Here is a 14,604-nt window from a genome sequence, read left to right as displayed (position 1 = left end):
GTCGAAGGCCCTTAAAAAGCGCACACAAAAAAATGGCGCCCCTGGGGGCGCCATTCTTTCGGACCTGAAACGTCGTATTACTTACGCTTCATCGACAGGAAGAACTCGTCGTTGGTCTTGGTGGTTTTCAGCTTGTCGATCAGGAACTCGATGGCGGCCACTTCGTCCATCGGGTGCAGCAGCTTGCGCAGAATCCACATGCGCTGCAGTTCGTCGTCAGCGGTCAGCAACTCTTCGCGGCGGGTGCCGGAGCGGTTGATGTTGATGGCCGGGAAGACGCGTTTTTCCGCGATGCGACGGTCCAGGGGCAGTTCCATGTTGCCGGTACCCTTGAACTCTTCGTAGATCACTTCATCCATCTTCGAGCCGGTTTCGACCAGCGCGGTGGCGATGATGGTCAACGAACCGCCTTCTTCGATGTTGCGCGCGGCACCGAAGAAACGCTTCGGTTTCTCCAGGGCGTGGGCATCGACACCACCGGTCAATACCTTGCCGGAGCTTGGGATCACGGTGTTGTAGGCACGGGCCAGACGGGTGATGGAGTCGAGCAGGATCACCACGTCTTTCTTGTGTTCGACCAGGCGCTTGGCCTTCTCGATCACCATTTCAGCAACCTGCACGTGGCGGGTTGGCGGCTCGTCGAACGTGGAGGCAACCACTTCGCCGCGCACGGTGCGCTGCATTTCGGTCACTTCTTCCGGACGCTCATCGATCAGCAGCACGATCAGGTGAACTTCCGGGTTGTTACGTGCGATGTTCGCTGCAATGTTCTGCAGCATGATGGTCTTACCGGCTTTCGGCGGTGCGACGATCAGGCCACGCTGGCCCTTGCCGATAGGCGCGCACAGGTCGATCACACGGCCGGTCAAGTCTTCGGTGGAACCGTTACCGGCTTCCATCTTCATGCGCACGGTCGGGAACAGCGGAGTCAGGTTCTCGAAGAGAATCTTGTTTTTCGCGTTCTCGGGACGATCGAAGTTGATCGTGTCGACCTTGAGCAGGGCAAAATAACGCTCGCCTTCCTTCGGAGGGCGGATCTTGCCAACGATGGTGTCACCGGTGCGCAAGTTGAAACGGCGGATCTGGCTCGGCGAGACGTAGATATCGTCCGGGCCGGCGAGATAGGAGGCGTCTGCAGAGCGGAGGAAACCGAAACCGTCCTGGAGAATCTCCAGCACGCCATCACCAGAGATTTCCTCGCCGCTTTTCGCGTGCTTTTTGAGCAGGGAGAAAATCACGTCCTGCTTGCGCGAACGGGCCATATTTTCTATGCCCATTTCTTCGGCCAATTGGAGCAGGTCGGTAATTGGCTTTTGCTTGAGTTCAGTCAGATTCATATAGGAATGACGTAATCATTTATGGAGGGGGGGAAATTAAGCTTTTGGCTTAATGAGGCCGCGCCGCAGAGAAGGCGACAGGATCGCGTACTAATCGAAAAGGAATGCGTCGGCGACGGCTTGCAGGGGGCAGTGGAGAAACCAGTGCGGGGCCGAATGTACCACCTGAGTTTCGGAGCGTCTAGCCCTGTTTCACGAAAAAGCCCCGCAATTTGCGGGGCTTTTTTGACGACGCTTAGAGATGTGCGTCGAGGAATGCTTGCAACTGAGACTTCGACAGCGCGCCTACTTTAGTCGCTTCGACGTTGCCGTTCTTGAACAGCATCAGTGTAGGAATACCGCGCACGCCGTGTTTGGTCGGGGTATCCTGGTTGTCGTCGATGTTCAGCTTGGCAATGGTCAGTTTGCCTTCGTAGGTGGTTGCAATGTCGTCCAGGACAGGAGCGACCATTTTGCAAGGGCCGCACCACTCAGCCCAGTAGTCAACCAGCACCGGGCCAGCAGCCTTGAGTACTTCGGCCTCAAAGGTCGCGTCGGTGACGTGCTTGATAAGATCGTTGCTCATGGATGTCTCCGGATTGTAAGCAAAAAAAACGTTGCCCATCATAGCTGCCCTTCCCTCGTTCAGGAAGCTGCCTCTGATTGAGTCTTCCTATGATGGGCCATGAGTTTGGGTATGGCCCGACTCACGGAGTTACAGGGGTAACGAAGGCAATGCCGGTACGCAACGCCGCGTTACGTACATGTTCCTGCATGGTTTTCTGCGCCGCCGCGCTGGCGCGACGGGCCAATGCACGCAGGATCTTGCGATGCTCCTGCCAGGTCTCCATGGCCCGTTCCGGTCGGATGAACGGTAGCTTCTGGCTCTCCAGGAACACCTCGGCGCTGGTGCTGAGAATGCTCACCATCGCCTGGTTGCCGCTGGCGAGCAGGATGCGTTGGTGGAATTCGAAGTCCAGCCGGTTGGCTGCATCGAAGTCACCGGCCTTGAGCACCTTGCGCATCGCCTCGACGTTGTCCTCCAGGCTGTCCAGCTCGTCGATCGTCAACGTCACCGCCGCCAACCCCGCCGCGAACCCCTCAAGGGCATAGCGCAACTGGAAGATATCCAGCGGCGTGGCCTGCGCCGTAAAAGGCCAGGCGAACGACGGCGTCTCATCGATCGCCTGCACGAACACCCCCTTGCCCGGCTGCACACTGACGACGCCCAAGGCACTCAGGGACGACAACGCCTCGCGCAACGACGCCCGACTCACCCCCAACTGCACCGCCAGGTCGCGCTGGGACGGCAACGCATCGCCCGGTCCGAAGCCGTGCTGCTTGATCAGTTTGCGGATGGCCTGCAGGGCCGCTTCGGGTACGGCTTGGGCGATGGAAGTCATAAAAAACTCAAGTTTTCGGTCAGCTGTGCGGCTAGTTGTAAAGCTATTCGCGGCTGGCGGCAAGCCACGCCCCAAAGGGGCTCGCGCAATTTTACCGGCGCTCGAAAAGGGTGCGAAAAGCCTGCCTACTGTTCAGACCAGTAAGACCACCTCAGCTCAATGAACTCCAGCCCTGCAGACGATCCGAGCGCGGCTGGCATGGGCTGTGCACTGAGCAAATCCAGAAAAATCCTTCGCCCTTCTCGGAGAGTTGCCATGACCAAGCGCTGCAGCGCCCTGTTCACTGCCCTGTTTGCCAGCCTGATGCTGAGCCAGGCACCCGCCCAGGCCAATGGTCTGGACGACATCGTCGCCCGCGGCACCCTGAAGGTCGCCGTGCCTCAGGACTTCCCACCGTTCGGCTCGGTCGGCCCCGACATGAAGCCACGTGGCCTGGACATCGATACCGCCAAGCTGCTGGCGGACCAGCTCAAGGTCAAGCTGGAGCTGACCCCGGTCAACAGCACCAACCGCATTCCGTTCCTCACCACCGGCAAGGTCGACCTGGTGATTTCCAGCCTGGGCAAGAACCCAGAACGCGAGAAGGTCATCGATTTCTCCAAGGCCTACGCACCGTTCTACCTGGCCGTGTTCGGCCCGCCTGACGCCGCGATCAGCACCACTGACGACCTCAAGGGCAAGACCATCAGCGTGACCCGTGGCGCGATCGAAGACATCGAGCTGACCGCCGTAGCCCCCAAGGAAGCCACGATCAAGCGCTTCGAAGACAACAACTCGACCATCGCCGCCTACCTGGCCGGCCAGGTCGACCTGATCGCCAGCGGCAACGTGGTGATGGTGGCCATCAGCGAGCGCAACCCGAAACGGGTCCCGGCACTGAAAGTGAAGCTCAAGGATTCGCCGGTCTACGTAGGCGTGAACAAGAACGAGCCGGCGCTGCTGGAGAAGGTCAACCAGATCCTGGTGGCGGCCAAGGCTGACGGCAGCCTGGAAAAGAACGCAATGCAATGGCTGAAAGAACCATTGCCTGCCGATCTCTGAAGCGGAGCTGACCCATGGCCTATCAATTCGACTTTGTGCCGGTGCTGGCCAATACCGACCTGCTGTTGCGCGGCGCCCTGTTCACCCTTGAACTGACCGCTATCGGCGCGATCCTGGGGATCGCCCTGGGTACTGTGGGCGCAGTGGTACGGGCGTGGAAGATCCAACCGTTCGCGTGGTTTTTCGGGGTGTATGTCGAGTTGATCCGCAACACACCATTTTTGGTGCAGTTGTTCTTTATCTTCTTCGGCCTGCCCTCCCTGGGGCTGAAAATCACCGAGTGGCAAGCCGCCGTGCTGGCGATGGTGATCAACCTGGGCGCCTATTCCACCGAGATTATCCGCGCCGGCATCCAGGCCATCCCTCGCGGGCAACTGGAAGCCGCCGCCGCGCTGGCGATGACGCGCTTCGAAGCGTTCCGCTATGTGGTGCTGCTGCCGGCGCTGGGCAAAGTCTGGCCGGCCCTGAGCAGCCAGATCATCATCGTGATGCTCGGTTCGGCGGTGTGCTCGCAGATCGCCACCGAGGAACTGAGTTTTGCCGCCAACTTTATCCAGTCGCGCAACTTCCGTGCGTTTGAAACCTATGCCCTGACCACCCTGGTGTACCTGTGCATGGCGTTGATGATTCGCCAGTTGCTCAACTGGATCGGTCGGCGGTTTGTGATGAGGAACAGCCGATGAGTGATTTTTCCTTCTGGGACATCGTGCGCAATCTGCTCACCGGCCTGCAGTGGACCGTGCTGCTGTCGCTGGTGGCGTTTATCGGTGGCGGGCTGATCGGCTTGCTGGTGATGACGATGCGCATCAGCCAAAAAGCCTTCCCGCGCAACGTCGCCCGTACCTATATCGAACTGTTCCAGGGCACGCCGCTGCTGATGCAGCTGTTCCTGGTGTTTTTCGGCGTCGCCCTGCTCGGGGTGGATATTTCGCCCTGGCTGGCAGCCGCGATTGCCCTGACCCTCTTCACCAGCGCCTACCTCGCCGAAATCTGGCGCGGTTGCGTCGACTCCATCGCCCACGGACAGTGGGAGGCATCGGCCAGCCTGGCGTTGAACCCTCTTGAACAATTGCGCTATGTGATCCTGCCTCAAGCCCTGCGGATTGCCGTGGCGCCCACCGTGGGTTTCTCGGTGCAGGTGGTCAAGGGCACTGCCGTGACATCGATCATCGGCTTCACCGAACTGACCAAGACCGGCGGCATGCTCGCCAACGCCACCTTCGAACCCTTCATGGTCTACGGCCTCGTGGCCCTTGGTTACTTCCTGCTCTGCTACCCCTTGTCCCTCAGTGCGCGCTACCTGGAAAGGAGACTGCATGCCTCTGCTTAGAATTTCCGCCCTGCATAAGTATTACGGCGATCACCACGTCCTCAAGGGCATCGACCTGACGGTCGAAGAAGGCCAGGTGGTGGCGATCATCGGCCGCAGCGGCTCGGGCAAGTCCACCTTGCTGCGGACCCTCAATGGCCTGGAGTCGATCAACGATGGCGTGATCGAGGTCGACGGCGAATACCTCGACGCCGCCCGCGCCGACCTGCGCAGCCTGCGACAGAAAGTCGGCATGGTGTTCCAGCAGTTCAACCTGTTTCCGCACCTGACGGTGGGCGAAAACGTCATGCTCGCGCCGCAAGTGGTGCAGAAAGTGCCCAAGGCCAAGGCGGCGAAACTGGCCAGACAGATGCTGGAACGCGTCGGCCTGGGAGAAAAGTTCGACGCGTTTCCCGATCGTTTGTCCGGCGGCCAGCAACAGCGGGTCGCCATTGCCCGCGCCCTGGCGATGTCGCCCAAGGTGCTGCTGTGTGACGAAATCACCTCTGCCCTGGACCCGGAACTGGTCAACGAAGTGCTCAGCGTGGTGCGCCAACTGGCCAAGGACGGTATGACCTTGATCATGGTCACCCACGAAATGCGCTTTGCCCGCGAAGTCGGCGACAAGCTGGTGTTCATGCACCAGGGCAAGGTGCACGAAGTGGGTGACCCCAAGGTATTGTTCGCCAACCCGCGAACCCCCGAGCTCGCCAACTTCATCGGCTCAACGGAACAGCCGGACTGACCAGCTCGAAGCGGCCCAGCCCCTCCAGGATCGTCTCACTGCGCACCTGCAAGGCGTCCGAGGGCAGGTCGGTGTCGATATCGACCTGGGCCGTCAGCCGCTTTCCCGGCGAGCCGGCCACCAGAACCTGCCCCGGTAGCAACTGGCCGCTGGCGGTCTCGCCGGGAAGGTGGGCCATCCTCCAATCGATGGCACGCCCATCCACCTGGGCGTGCCTGAGCGTCAGACGCATGCGTCCCTCACGACCAAAGCGAAAACCCTGCCCTTCTGCTGCTCCGGTAAACCGCAATGCCATTGCCGAAGGCTCCGTGCAGAGTACGTTCAAGTGCAGCGTACGCGTACCCAGCGCAACCGAAGGTCTCTCGACCAGGGCCTCCCTGTGAATGACGCCGTAATCGACACGGGACTGGCTGATGGACAACCGACAGTCGTCCGCCCGCGCCCCCTGGACCATCAGCAGCATGCACAGCATTACCCCGCCGATGCCTTTGAACTTAGCGACCATGGCACACCGCCGATGTTGTCTCGTAGAACTTGTCATTGTCGGCCTGGGTCTCGGGGGCAAGGTTCAGCAGGCAGGAGGAAGAGTCCGACAGTGACACCCGCAGGTTTGGCGCGTCATTGGCGTCGTTCAGGAAAATCATGCCCTCACCCACCACGCTGGTGAGGAAGCGATTGTCCTTGTCGAACACCGCAGCCCCCTGAGGCAACGGTCGACCTTGTGCATCGCTGGCGGAGATCAAGACCCGACGCACTTTCACCACATCGAATGCCACGTTATTGAAAGACCCTCGCCCCGCGGCGAGCACCTGGGTGCCGTTCTTCAAGTCCACGCGTTTTGGCAAGGATTGGGTTTGTACCTCGATACGACTGTTGGTGTAGGCCGGCAAGGCAGGGAGAACGGCCTGCCCGCTGAAGTCGGTCCAGACCGGACCTTGCGGGGTATCGATCCTGGCAGAGCCGATGTCACCTACCGAGACGATGCCGAATGTGTCCTGCACCGCGTAGGGCGAAAAAGTCACCCCGCCACCATGAGCCACTACGCCGCCCTGCAATTGCCCTGAATAGCGGGTACCCGATGGGTCGCGACTGACCCCGAGGCCCACGCGGGTATAACGAGGCATCAGGTCCACCCGGCCATGCATCGATTGCTCGCGTGCACTGAGGTCGCGCTCGACGCCCACCTCGTAATTCACATACTCATTGACCCGCTCGCTGAGTGCGGTACCCGCTCGGGACTGATCCCCACGACGGCTGATGTAGCTGTTCACGCGACGATCCCCGCCCAAGGGCACGCTGACCTGCAACCGCACGGACAGGTCATTGTCCCGCGCAGTATCACGCCGGCGATCCGGATCATTGACGTTGCGGCGCGGCGAAGTGCCGCCCACCTGGGAATCGGCGACCAGCGCGATATCGGCGTAGCGCAACGACTTGTTCCAGGAGGCGAACACATGTTCGGTGGCTTGCCCATTCACCTGCGCACTACGGGTATAGCCCAGGGAGAAGGCACCCAAGGTGTCATCGACCCAGCTCAGGCCCGCCGTATATTGGTTCTTGAAGCGCGAATCCAGCTCGTCGACCTTGGGCGAGCGGCCCGCTTCAAGCACTTCCCGGTAACCACGGGTCTGCGTGGTTGCGCTGAGGTTGGCATCGATATTGGCGAACACCGGGCTGCTCACGGACACGCTGCTGCGTGACCCGGATACGGCATTACGGCTGTCCCGAGACAGGTTATGACGCGCCCCCACGGAAACCCGCTGGAAAAACACATGGCTCAGGGTGCCCCCTGCCGCCCCGTACTCATCGGTGCCCAACAGGCCCAGGCCCGCCGAGGTGTCGCGCCCCAGGCCCCAGGTGCCGCCGCCCATGGCAACTACCGGCGACCGAGCCTCCTCCTGGGCATTTTCACGCACCTTGCCAAGGGCGAAGTAATAACCGGGGGCCGCCGGAACAGCCCCCGCGAAAGAGGCCGCCGGCACCACGAAGCTGCGCTTGGCACCGCGCACATCGATGACGCTGACCTCCAGGTCACTGGTGCCGTTGAGCAGGGGCAGGCCCGTCAACCTGAAGGGACCTTCCGGCACCAGCGTGCTGTGAATCAACACACCGGACTGGCGCACTTCAATCCGCGACTGGCTCTGGGCCAGCCCTTCGACCACCGCATTGTTGCTGCCCGCCGGCGCCCGCGATTGACCATCGGGAGAAAACTGCACGCCGGACAGCTGGATGCCGCCAAACAACGGGTTGTTGCTGGAAAGCTGCCCCACCTGAAAGGTCGATTGCAACGCGGCGATATCCCGCTGGGCGTAGGCATACAGATGCTCGGTACGGGCTGTACCGTTGTCGGACACATAGAATTGGCGGCTACGCACGAGCCAATCGCCCAAGTTGAAGCCTGCCTCGGTATAGGCCGAAACGAAGCGGCTGGGCCCGCTGCGCGAATGGCTGTCTAAACCCTGCACGTCATAGTTGAACATCGCTGCCGCACCGCCCCGGGCAAACTCCCCGGCATCCCATTGCGGCTCACGCAGTGAACCGGTCGGCACCACCAGCGCCACTTCGTCGCTGCCAGGCCGCAGCCGCACCATCGTTGTGGGGAAGGCCCCGAGAAAGTCGTGACAGGCCTGATCTGCAGTAGCCGCGGCGCGAACGACATCACCGGGCTTTACCAGGCCCGCTTTTTCCAGCAACCCCGGCGTAAAACACAATTGCCCTTGGGCGTCGAACCGCGCATCCACCAGGCCGAGGGGGTCTCCATTGACCCGCAGCCCCACTACATGGACACCCTCGCGAAACCGCGCCGCACTGCGGAAGTAGTCGGAGACTTTCGGGTCGATACCGTGGGTGGTGAGCGCCGCCAGATCGAACCCCTCGCCCAGCTCCAGGGCAGGAACGAGGCCCGGCAAGCTCCATAGCGTGGCAACCCCCACGAGCAGGGTGGGTCGGCGCGGCCAGCAGGAAGCGGCAGATCGATGACTCGACAGGTTGGTCATGGCCCGATCAACTCCCATCGGTATCGATCGAGGCTCGGTGACTGTCTGCCGAAAACCCGTAGATCGTCGCCGGATGGATTTCGACGCCTGCCACGCCCTCCAACGAACCTTCAACCTTGAGCGTCAGCGCTTCGCCCGGCAACACGTAGGTTCGCGGCAACGTTGCCAGCACGCCTTGCGGAAGCAACTGCACCTCCGGCGCCAGGCGCACCACATAGGCGCTGTCGTTGTGAACCGTGAGACGCTCCCCTGCACGCTGCCACTTCAGCAGCTCCCAAGGGCTGTGGTGCACGGGCAGGCCTCGCGGGTGCAGGATCAACGGCAAATTCTGCCGCAGGGTGATACCAATGGTCGCACCGCCGCCGACGCGCGCCTGGGGGATGCCCTCGAAAGTCACGCGTTTCAGGCGTTGGGTCTTCAGGGGTTCCTGCAAGGTGCCGATGAAGCGCACCAGCTGGGTTTCACCGGCTTCCACACGCGTTATGGGTGGCGTCACAATCAATAACGGCTCCAGGTCTTCGGGCACGTTTTCCACGACCGAATGCAACAGCGCCGGCGCCGCGTCGGTATTCTTGATGTTTATCGTGGCTTCGCCCTGTTCCTCATAAAGCACAACTACCGTAGTTTCCGGCAACATACCGTCCGCCACGGTAATACCGACAAATCCGATACACACACTTGCACACAACAACCGCAGATTATTTATTACTGAAAGACTAAGCACTCAGCGCTCCCCACGACCTTGAAGTTGACGATTGATAACCAGACGCCCACGTAAAAACAGCCGACAAGAAACACGGAGTATCTTGGTCGGCTGTATTTCAGTCGCTTAGATGTAGCTCAACTCAAGTGTCGCGCGCCCATCAAGGGTAATGTCACGACTCAGGTCCAGATCCTGGCCCCTGTTGATAACCGCCCGCACCGCGATAGTCCCGGCCAGTTGAGAGACCGCGGCTGGAACGATCGCTGTGCTGCTGCGCCATGAGTATTGAGTGGGCGATTGGGCAACCTTGCCGTCGCTGCTCTGCCAGGCGCCCACACCGGAACGCATGATGGGATACAGCGGCGTGGTCGACGCCCTGAGGTCCTTGAGGGTGACCGCAAAGCCACCGGTCTTGCGGCCCGACGCTGTGCCCAGGCCATAGTTGTGCGCCTCGGTGTAGCCTGCCCCGAGTGCATTGAGGATGCCTGGCACCTTGCTACCCGCCTGGAGGTCGACGAACTTCAGGCCGAACCTGGCAGGTGTGTTACCGCAGTTGACGGTCAACGGCGTGGTTCTTTCCGCAAGCGGGTTGAACGCCGCCTGCTGCAGTTGACCCGAGGGGATGTCGCCGTAATTGATAATGCCGCCACCGGTCATGCTGAGGTTGCAGGCGACGGGCTTGATCGTCCCCCTGACGATCAGCTCGGCGCTGGTGGATGCCTGAGCGTTGAGGCCTGCGGCCAGGCAAGCGAGACCAAGAGTCAATCCAACAATTTTTTTCATATTCGACCTGTCACTTAAAGTTATCAGGCGTATTTATTTTTAACTTGAAACGGCAAGTCATAAATAAATAACACCACGGCAAAATTGCCGAGTGACAGTCTGTCGCTTTGGTACGGCGCTAAAGAATAAGACAACACGTCAATTAATGTGAGAGCGATATAAATAAATTGTCGCCAGAACCTGACCCAACAGTAGGCTCAAACATAATCACGAATAAAACACCTCCGACCAGGGTGTAGGCCAATTCGTTAGTGACCTTACAACCGATCAAAGTTAATACTTCCTACGTGCCATATGCTCAAGCCAACAGAAGCTTGGAAAGCTAACCTACATTTCCTACAAGAATCACCTACAAGCGGCCGAAGAGAAATTCCTGAGGCACTACGCGTTGGCGGCAGCGGTCGATCGTGGCACGATGGCGAGGTTATCGACCGAGACCCCCTAACCATGCCGCAATCCCAAGCCAAGAATCTGTCCCTGATCGCCGCCATCGACCTGGGCTCCAACAGCTTTCACATGGTCGTGGCCAAGGCCCAGAACGGCGAAATCCGCATCCTTGAACGGCTCGGCGAGAAAGTGCAACTGGCTGCCGGGATCGACGACGAGCGCCAGCTCAATGAAGAATCCATGCAACGCGGGCTCGATTGCCTCAAGCGTTTTGCTCAGTTGATCAACGGCATGCCCACTGGTGCCGTGCGAATCGTCGGTACCAACGCCCTGCGCGAGGCCCGCAACCGCGGTGAGTTCATCCGCCGCGCCGAGGAAATTCTCGGGCACCCGGTAGAAGTCATTTCCGGCCGCGAAGAAGCGCGCCTGATCTACCTCGGTGTGTCCCACACTCTCGCCGACACCCCTGGCAAGCGTCTGGTGGCGGACATCGGCGGCGGCAGTACCGAGTTCATCATCGGCCAGCGCTTCGAGCCGCTGCTGCGCGAAAGCCTGCAAATGGGCTGCGTCAGCTACACCCAACGCTATTTCAAGGACGGCAAGATCACCCCGGCACGCTACGCCCAGGCCTATACGGCGGCGCGCCTGGAGATCATGAGTATCGAGCACGCCCTGCACCGCCTGACCTGGGATGAAGCCATCGGCTCCTCCGGCACCATCCGCGCCATCGGCCTGGCCCTCAAGGCCGGCGGCCATGGCACCGGTGAAGTCAATGCCGAAGGCCTGGCATGGCTCAAGCGCAAACTGTTCAAGCTGGGGGATGCCGAGAAGATCGACTTCGACGGCATCAAGCCCGACCGGCGCACTATCTTCCCGGCCGGCCTGGCGATCCTCGAAGCGATCTTCGACGCCCTCGAGCTGCAACGCATGGACCACTGTGACGGCGCCCTGCGCGAAGGCGTGCTCTACGACCTGCTGGGTCGCCATCACCACGAGGACGTGCGTGAGCGCACCCTCAGTTCGTTGATGGAGCGCTATCACGCCGATCTGGAACAAGCGGCCCGCGTGGAACGCAAAGCCCTGCATGCCTTCGACCAGGTGGCCGCGGACTGGGATCTGGAAGACGGTGTCTGGCGCGAACTGCTGGGCTGGGCGGCCAAGGTGCATGAAGTGGGCCTGGATATCGCCCACTATCACTACCACAAGCACGGCGCCTACCTGATCGAGCACTCGGACCTGGCCGGTTTCTCCCGGGAAGACCAGCAGATGCTCGCGCTGCTGGTACGCGGCCATCGCCGCAATATCCCCAAGGACAAATTCGCCGAATTCGGCGACGACGGCATCAAGCTGATCCGCCTGTGCGTGCTGCTGCGCTTTGCGATCCTGTTCCACCACATCCGTGGCACCCAGGAAATGCCCCAGGTGGCCCTGCGCGCCAGCGGCGACAGCTTGGATGTGGTGTTTCCGAAAGGCTGGCTGGACGAGAACCAACTGACCCAGGCGGACTTCGCCCAGGAAGCGGAGTGGCTGACGCGGGTGGGGTTTACCCTGAACCTGCGCTAAACAACGCCGAAAACACAAGTGGGAGGGGGCTTGCCCCCGATCGCGGAGTGTCAGTCACTGATGGGTTGACTGACACACTGCTATCGGGAGCAAGCCCCCTCCCACATTAGGTCCGCGTCAATTCACGGCCAGAATCGGGCTACCCAGCCTTTCCAGCAACGTCGCCTGCGCACTGCGCGGGTTCTGGTTGCCGGTCGGCGTGTTGCGCACATAGCGGCCGTCCGACTGCAGGCTCCAGCTGTGGGTGTTGTCGGTGAGGTAGCTTTCCAGCTCCTTCTTGACCCGCATGATCAGCTTCTTGCCCTCCACCGGGAAGCAGGTCTCGACACGCTTGTCGAGGTTGCGCTCCATCCAGTCGGCACTGGAGAGGAACATCTGCTCTTCGCCGCCGTTGAGGAAGTAGAACACCCGCGTGTGTTCCAGGAAGCGGCCGATGATCGAACGCACATAGATGTTATGCGAGACGCCGGCGATGCCCGGACGCAGGCAGCACATGCCGCGCACCACCAGGTCGATACGCACGCCGGACTGACTGGCCTTGTACAGCGCGCGGATGATCTTCGGATCGGTCAGCGAGTTGAACTTGGCAATGATGTGCGCCGGTTTGCCGTCGAGGGCGAACTGGGTCTCGCGGGCAATCATGTCGAGCATGCCCTTCTTGAGGGTGAACGGCGCGTGCAGCAGCTTCTTCATGCGCAAGGTCTTGCCCATGCCGATCAGCTGGCTGAACAACTTGCCGACGTCTTCACACAAGGCGTCGTCGGAGGTCAACAGGCTGTAGTCGGTGTAGAGCTTGGCATTACCGGCGTGATAGTTGCCGGTGCCCAAGTGGGCGTAGCGCACGATTTCACCGGCTTCGCGGCGCAGGATCAGCATCATCTTGGCGTGGGTCTTGAAGCCGACCACGCCGTAGATCACCACCGCGCCGGCTGCTTGCAGGCGGCTGGCCAGTTGCAGGTTGGACTCTTCGTCGAAGCGCGCGCGCAGTTCGATCACCGCAGTGACTTCCTTGCCGTTACGCGCAGCGTCCACCAGGGCGTCGACGATTTCCGAGTTGGCGCCGCTGCGGTACAGGGTCTGACGCACGGCGAGTACATGGGGGTCCTTGGCGGCCTGGCGCAGCAGGTCGACCACCGGCGTGAAGGACTCGAACGGGTGCAGCAACAGGATGTCCTGCTTGCTGATCACGCTGAAAATGTTTTCGCTGTTTTGCAGCAGTTTCGGGATCTGCGGCGTGAACGGCGTGTATTGCAGCTCTGGATGGCTGTCCAGGCTGGTGATGCTGAACAGACGCGTCAGGTTCACCGGGCCGTTGACCTGATACAGCTCGCTCTCACTCAAGTTGAACTGCTTGAGCAGGTAGTCCGACAGGTGTTTGGGGCAGGTGTCGGCCACTTCCAGGCGCACCGCATCGCCGTAGCGCCGCGAGAACAGCTCGCCGCGCAGGGCACGGGCCAAGTCTTCGACGTCTTCGGAATCCAGCGCCAGGTCGGCGTTTCGGGTCAGGCGGAATTGGTAGCAGCCCTTGACCTTCATGCCCTGGAACAGGTCATCGGCGTGAGCGTGGATCATCGACGACAGGAATACATAGTTATCGCCAGCGCCCCCCACTTCTTCCGGTACCTTGATGATCCGTGGCAGCAAGCGCGGCGCCGGGATGATCGCCAGGCCGGAATCGCGACCGAAGGCGTCGATACCTTCCAGCTCGACGATGAAGTTCAGGCTCTTGTTCACCAGCAATGGGAACGGGTGGGTCGGGTCGAGGCCGATAGGGGTGATGATCGGTGCGATTTCGTCGCGGAAGTAGCGACGCACCCAGGTCTTGATCTTGGTGGTCCAGTGACGGCGACGGATGAAGCGGACCTGATGTTTTTCCAGTTCCGGCAGCAGGATGTCATTGAGGATCGCGTATTGGCGGTCCACATGGCCGTGCACCAGCTCGCTGATACGTGCCAGGGCCTGGTGCGGCTGCAGGCCGTCGGCGCCGGCTTGCTCACGGGCGAAGGTGATCTGCTTCTTGAGACCGGCGACGCGGATTTCGAAGAACTCGTCCAGGTTGCTGGAGAAGATCAGCAGGAACTTCAGCCGCTCCAGCAGTGGGTAAGACTCATCCAGCGCCTGTTCCAGCACGCGGATATTGAATTGCAGCTGCGACAGTTCGCGGTGGATGTACAGGCTGCTGTCATCCAGGTTGGTCACCACGGCGGGCGCCGGGGCCGGGGCCGGCGCTTCGGCGACCACCACGGGCGGCACCGGCTCCAGCTCCGGCGGGGTCTCAGCGACGGATTCAACCACCGGGTGAGCGTCTTTTACGGCAACTTCAGAGAGTCCTTCGGTATTCATTGACTGTTCCTGTGA

At 60.9% G+C, this 14,604-nt stretch carries 13 protein-coding genes; 5 read left to right on the top strand and 8 right to left on the bottom strand.

Going from position 1 to position 14,604, the window contains the following annotated elements; genetic code table 11:
* Positions 1-77: 77 nt before the first annotated feature.
* The 3 genes from rho to BLR63_RS23750 all read right to left on the bottom strand — a co-directional run bounded on the left by rho (position 78) and on the right by BLR63_RS23750 (position 2,719).
* A complete protein-coding gene (rho, locus tag BLR63_RS23760) occupies positions 78-1,337 on the bottom strand; it encodes a transcription termination factor Rho (protein WP_003176825.1) in 1,260 nt (419 codons plus the stop codon).
* A 235-nt stretch (positions 1,338-1,572) separates the two neighbouring features.
* Positions 1,573-1,902, bottom strand: a complete 330-nt coding sequence (gene trxA, locus BLR63_RS23755) for a thioredoxin TrxA (protein WP_010564504.1) — start codon at positions 1,900-1,902, stop codon at positions 1,573-1,575.
* 121 nt (positions 1,903-2,023) lie between these two features.
* Positions 2,024-2,719 carry a FadR/GntR family transcriptional regulator gene (locus BLR63_RS23750; RefSeq protein WP_010564505.1) on the bottom strand — a complete coding sequence of 232 codons (696 nt, stop codon included), beginning with the start codon at positions 2,717-2,719 and terminating at the stop codon, positions 2,024-2,026.
* Between the two features lie 255 nt (positions 2,720-2,974).
* Here BLR63_RS23750 and BLR63_RS23745 point away from each other — a divergent pair, with 255 nt between their 5' ends.
* The 4 genes from BLR63_RS23745 to BLR63_RS23730 are packed head-to-tail and all read left to right on the top strand — an operon-like array spanning position 2,975 to position 5,814.
* A complete protein-coding gene (locus BLR63_RS23745; protein WP_010564506.1) occupies positions 2,975-3,760 on the top strand; it encodes a transporter substrate-binding domain-containing protein in 786 nt (261 codons plus the stop codon).
* A gap of 14 nt (positions 3,761-3,774) precedes the next feature.
* Entirely contained in the window at positions 3,775-4,443 is a 669-nt protein-coding gene (locus tag BLR63_RS23740) for an amino acid ABC transporter permease (protein ID WP_010564507.1), read from the top strand.
* Positions 4,440-5,090, top strand: coding sequence for an amino acid ABC transporter permease (locus BLR63_RS23735; protein ID WP_010564508.1), 651 nt, complete (start codon positions 4,440-4,442; stop codon positions 5,088-5,090). The genes BLR63_RS23740 and BLR63_RS23735 overlap by 4 nt, the downstream gene beginning before the upstream one ends.
* Entirely contained in the window at positions 5,077-5,814 is a 738-nt protein-coding gene (locus tag BLR63_RS23730; RefSeq protein WP_010564509.1) for an amino acid ABC transporter ATP-binding protein, read from the top strand. Before BLR63_RS23735 ends, BLR63_RS23730 begins: the two co-directional genes overlap by 14 nt.
* Here the strand turns inward: BLR63_RS23730 and BLR63_RS23725 are convergent.
* The 4 genes from BLR63_RS23725 to BLR63_RS23710 all read right to left on the bottom strand — a co-directional run bounded on the left by BLR63_RS23725 (position 5,786) and on the right by BLR63_RS23710 (position 10,296).
* Positions 5,786-6,319, bottom strand: a complete 534-nt coding sequence (locus BLR63_RS23725; protein WP_010564510.1) for a DUF1120 domain-containing protein — start codon at positions 6,317-6,319, stop codon at positions 5,786-5,788. The genes BLR63_RS23730 and BLR63_RS23725 overlap by 29 nt on opposite strands.
* Positions 6,309-8,810: a fimbria/pilus outer membrane usher protein gene (locus BLR63_RS23720; protein WP_050901324.1), complete on the bottom strand. Its 2,502-nt coding sequence runs from the start codon at positions 8,808-8,810 to the stop codon at positions 6,309-6,311. Before BLR63_RS23720 ends, BLR63_RS23725 begins: the two co-directional genes overlap by 11 nt.
* Positions 8,811-8,817: 7 nt before the next feature.
* A complete protein-coding gene (locus tag BLR63_RS23715; protein WP_081480355.1) occupies positions 8,818-9,507 on the bottom strand; it encodes a fimbria/pilus chaperone family protein in 690 nt (229 codons plus the stop codon).
* Positions 9,508-9,639: 132 nt separating this feature from the next.
* A complete protein-coding gene (locus BLR63_RS23710) occupies positions 9,640-10,296 on the bottom strand; it encodes a DUF1120 domain-containing protein (protein ID WP_010564513.1) in 657 nt (218 codons plus the stop codon).
* 447 nt (positions 10,297-10,743) lie between these two features.
* Between BLR63_RS23710 and ppx the strand changes: the two genes are divergently transcribed.
* Complete coding sequence (ppx, locus tag BLR63_RS23705) at positions 10,744-12,246, top strand: exopolyphosphatase (protein ID WP_010564514.1); 1,503 nt, start codon at positions 10,744-10,746, stop codon at positions 12,244-12,246.
* Between the two features lie 117 nt (positions 12,247-12,363).
* Here ppx and ppk1 read toward each other — a convergent pair whose 3' ends face one another.
* Complete coding sequence (ppk1, locus tag BLR63_RS23700) at positions 12,364-14,589, bottom strand: polyphosphate kinase 1 (protein WP_010564515.1); 2,226 nt, start codon at positions 14,587-14,589, stop codon at positions 12,364-12,366.
* Between the last annotated feature and the right edge of the window lie 15 nt (positions 14,590-14,604).

It is taken from the genome of Pseudomonas extremaustralis, from assembly GCF_900102035.1.
GTDB classification, from domain to species: domain Bacteria; phylum Pseudomonadota; class Gammaproteobacteria; order Pseudomonadales; family Pseudomonadaceae; genus Aquipseudomonas; species Aquipseudomonas extremaustralis.
This window is presented reverse-complemented; position numbering and strand designations above follow the sequence as displayed.

What these genes read in the sequence shown, in the direction of transcription:
- rho (WP_003176825.1), bottom strand. Translation starts at nt 1,337, where the DNA reads ATGAATCTGACTGAACTCAAGCAAAAGCCAATTACCGACCTGCTCCAA.
- trxA (WP_010564504.1), bottom strand. Translation starts at nt 1,902, where the DNA reads ATGAGCAACGATCTTATCAAGCACGTCACCGACGCGACCTTTGAGGCC.
- BLR63_RS23750 (WP_010564505.1), bottom strand. Translation starts at nt 2,719, where the DNA reads ATGACTTCCATCGCCCAAGCCGTACCCGAAGCGGCCCTGCAGGCCATC.
- BLR63_RS23745 (WP_010564506.1), top strand. Translation starts at nt 2,975, where the DNA reads ATGACCAAGCGCTGCAGCGCCCTGTTCACTGCCCTGTTTGCCAGCCTG.
- BLR63_RS23740 (WP_010564507.1), top strand. Translation starts at nt 3,775, where the DNA reads ATGGCCTATCAATTCGACTTTGTGCCGGTGCTGGCCAATACCGACCTG.
- BLR63_RS23735 (WP_010564508.1), top strand. Translation starts at nt 4,440, where the DNA reads ATGAGTGATTTTTCCTTCTGGGACATCGTGCGCAATCTGCTCACCGGC.
- BLR63_RS23730 (WP_010564509.1), top strand. Translation starts at nt 5,077, where the DNA reads ATGCCTCTGCTTAGAATTTCCGCCCTGCATAAGTATTACGGCGATCAC.
- BLR63_RS23725 (WP_010564510.1), bottom strand. Translation starts at nt 6,319, where the DNA reads ATGGTCGCTAAGTTCAAAGGCATCGGCGGGGTAATGCTGTGCATGCTG.
- BLR63_RS23720 (WP_050901324.1), bottom strand. Translation starts at nt 8,810, where the DNA reads ATGACCAACCTGTCGAGTCATCGATCTGCCGCTTCCTGCTGGCCGCGC.
- BLR63_RS23710 (WP_010564513.1), bottom strand. Translation starts at nt 10,296, where the DNA reads ATGAAAAAAATTGTTGGATTGACTCTTGGTCTCGCTTGCCTGGCCGCA.
- ppx (WP_010564514.1), top strand. Translation starts at nt 10,744, where the DNA reads ATGCCGCAATCCCAAGCCAAGAATCTGTCCCTGATCGCCGCCATCGAC.
- ppk1 (WP_010564515.1), bottom strand. Translation starts at nt 14,589, where the DNA reads ATGAATACCGAAGGACTCTCTGAAGTTGCCGTAAAAGACGCTCACCCG.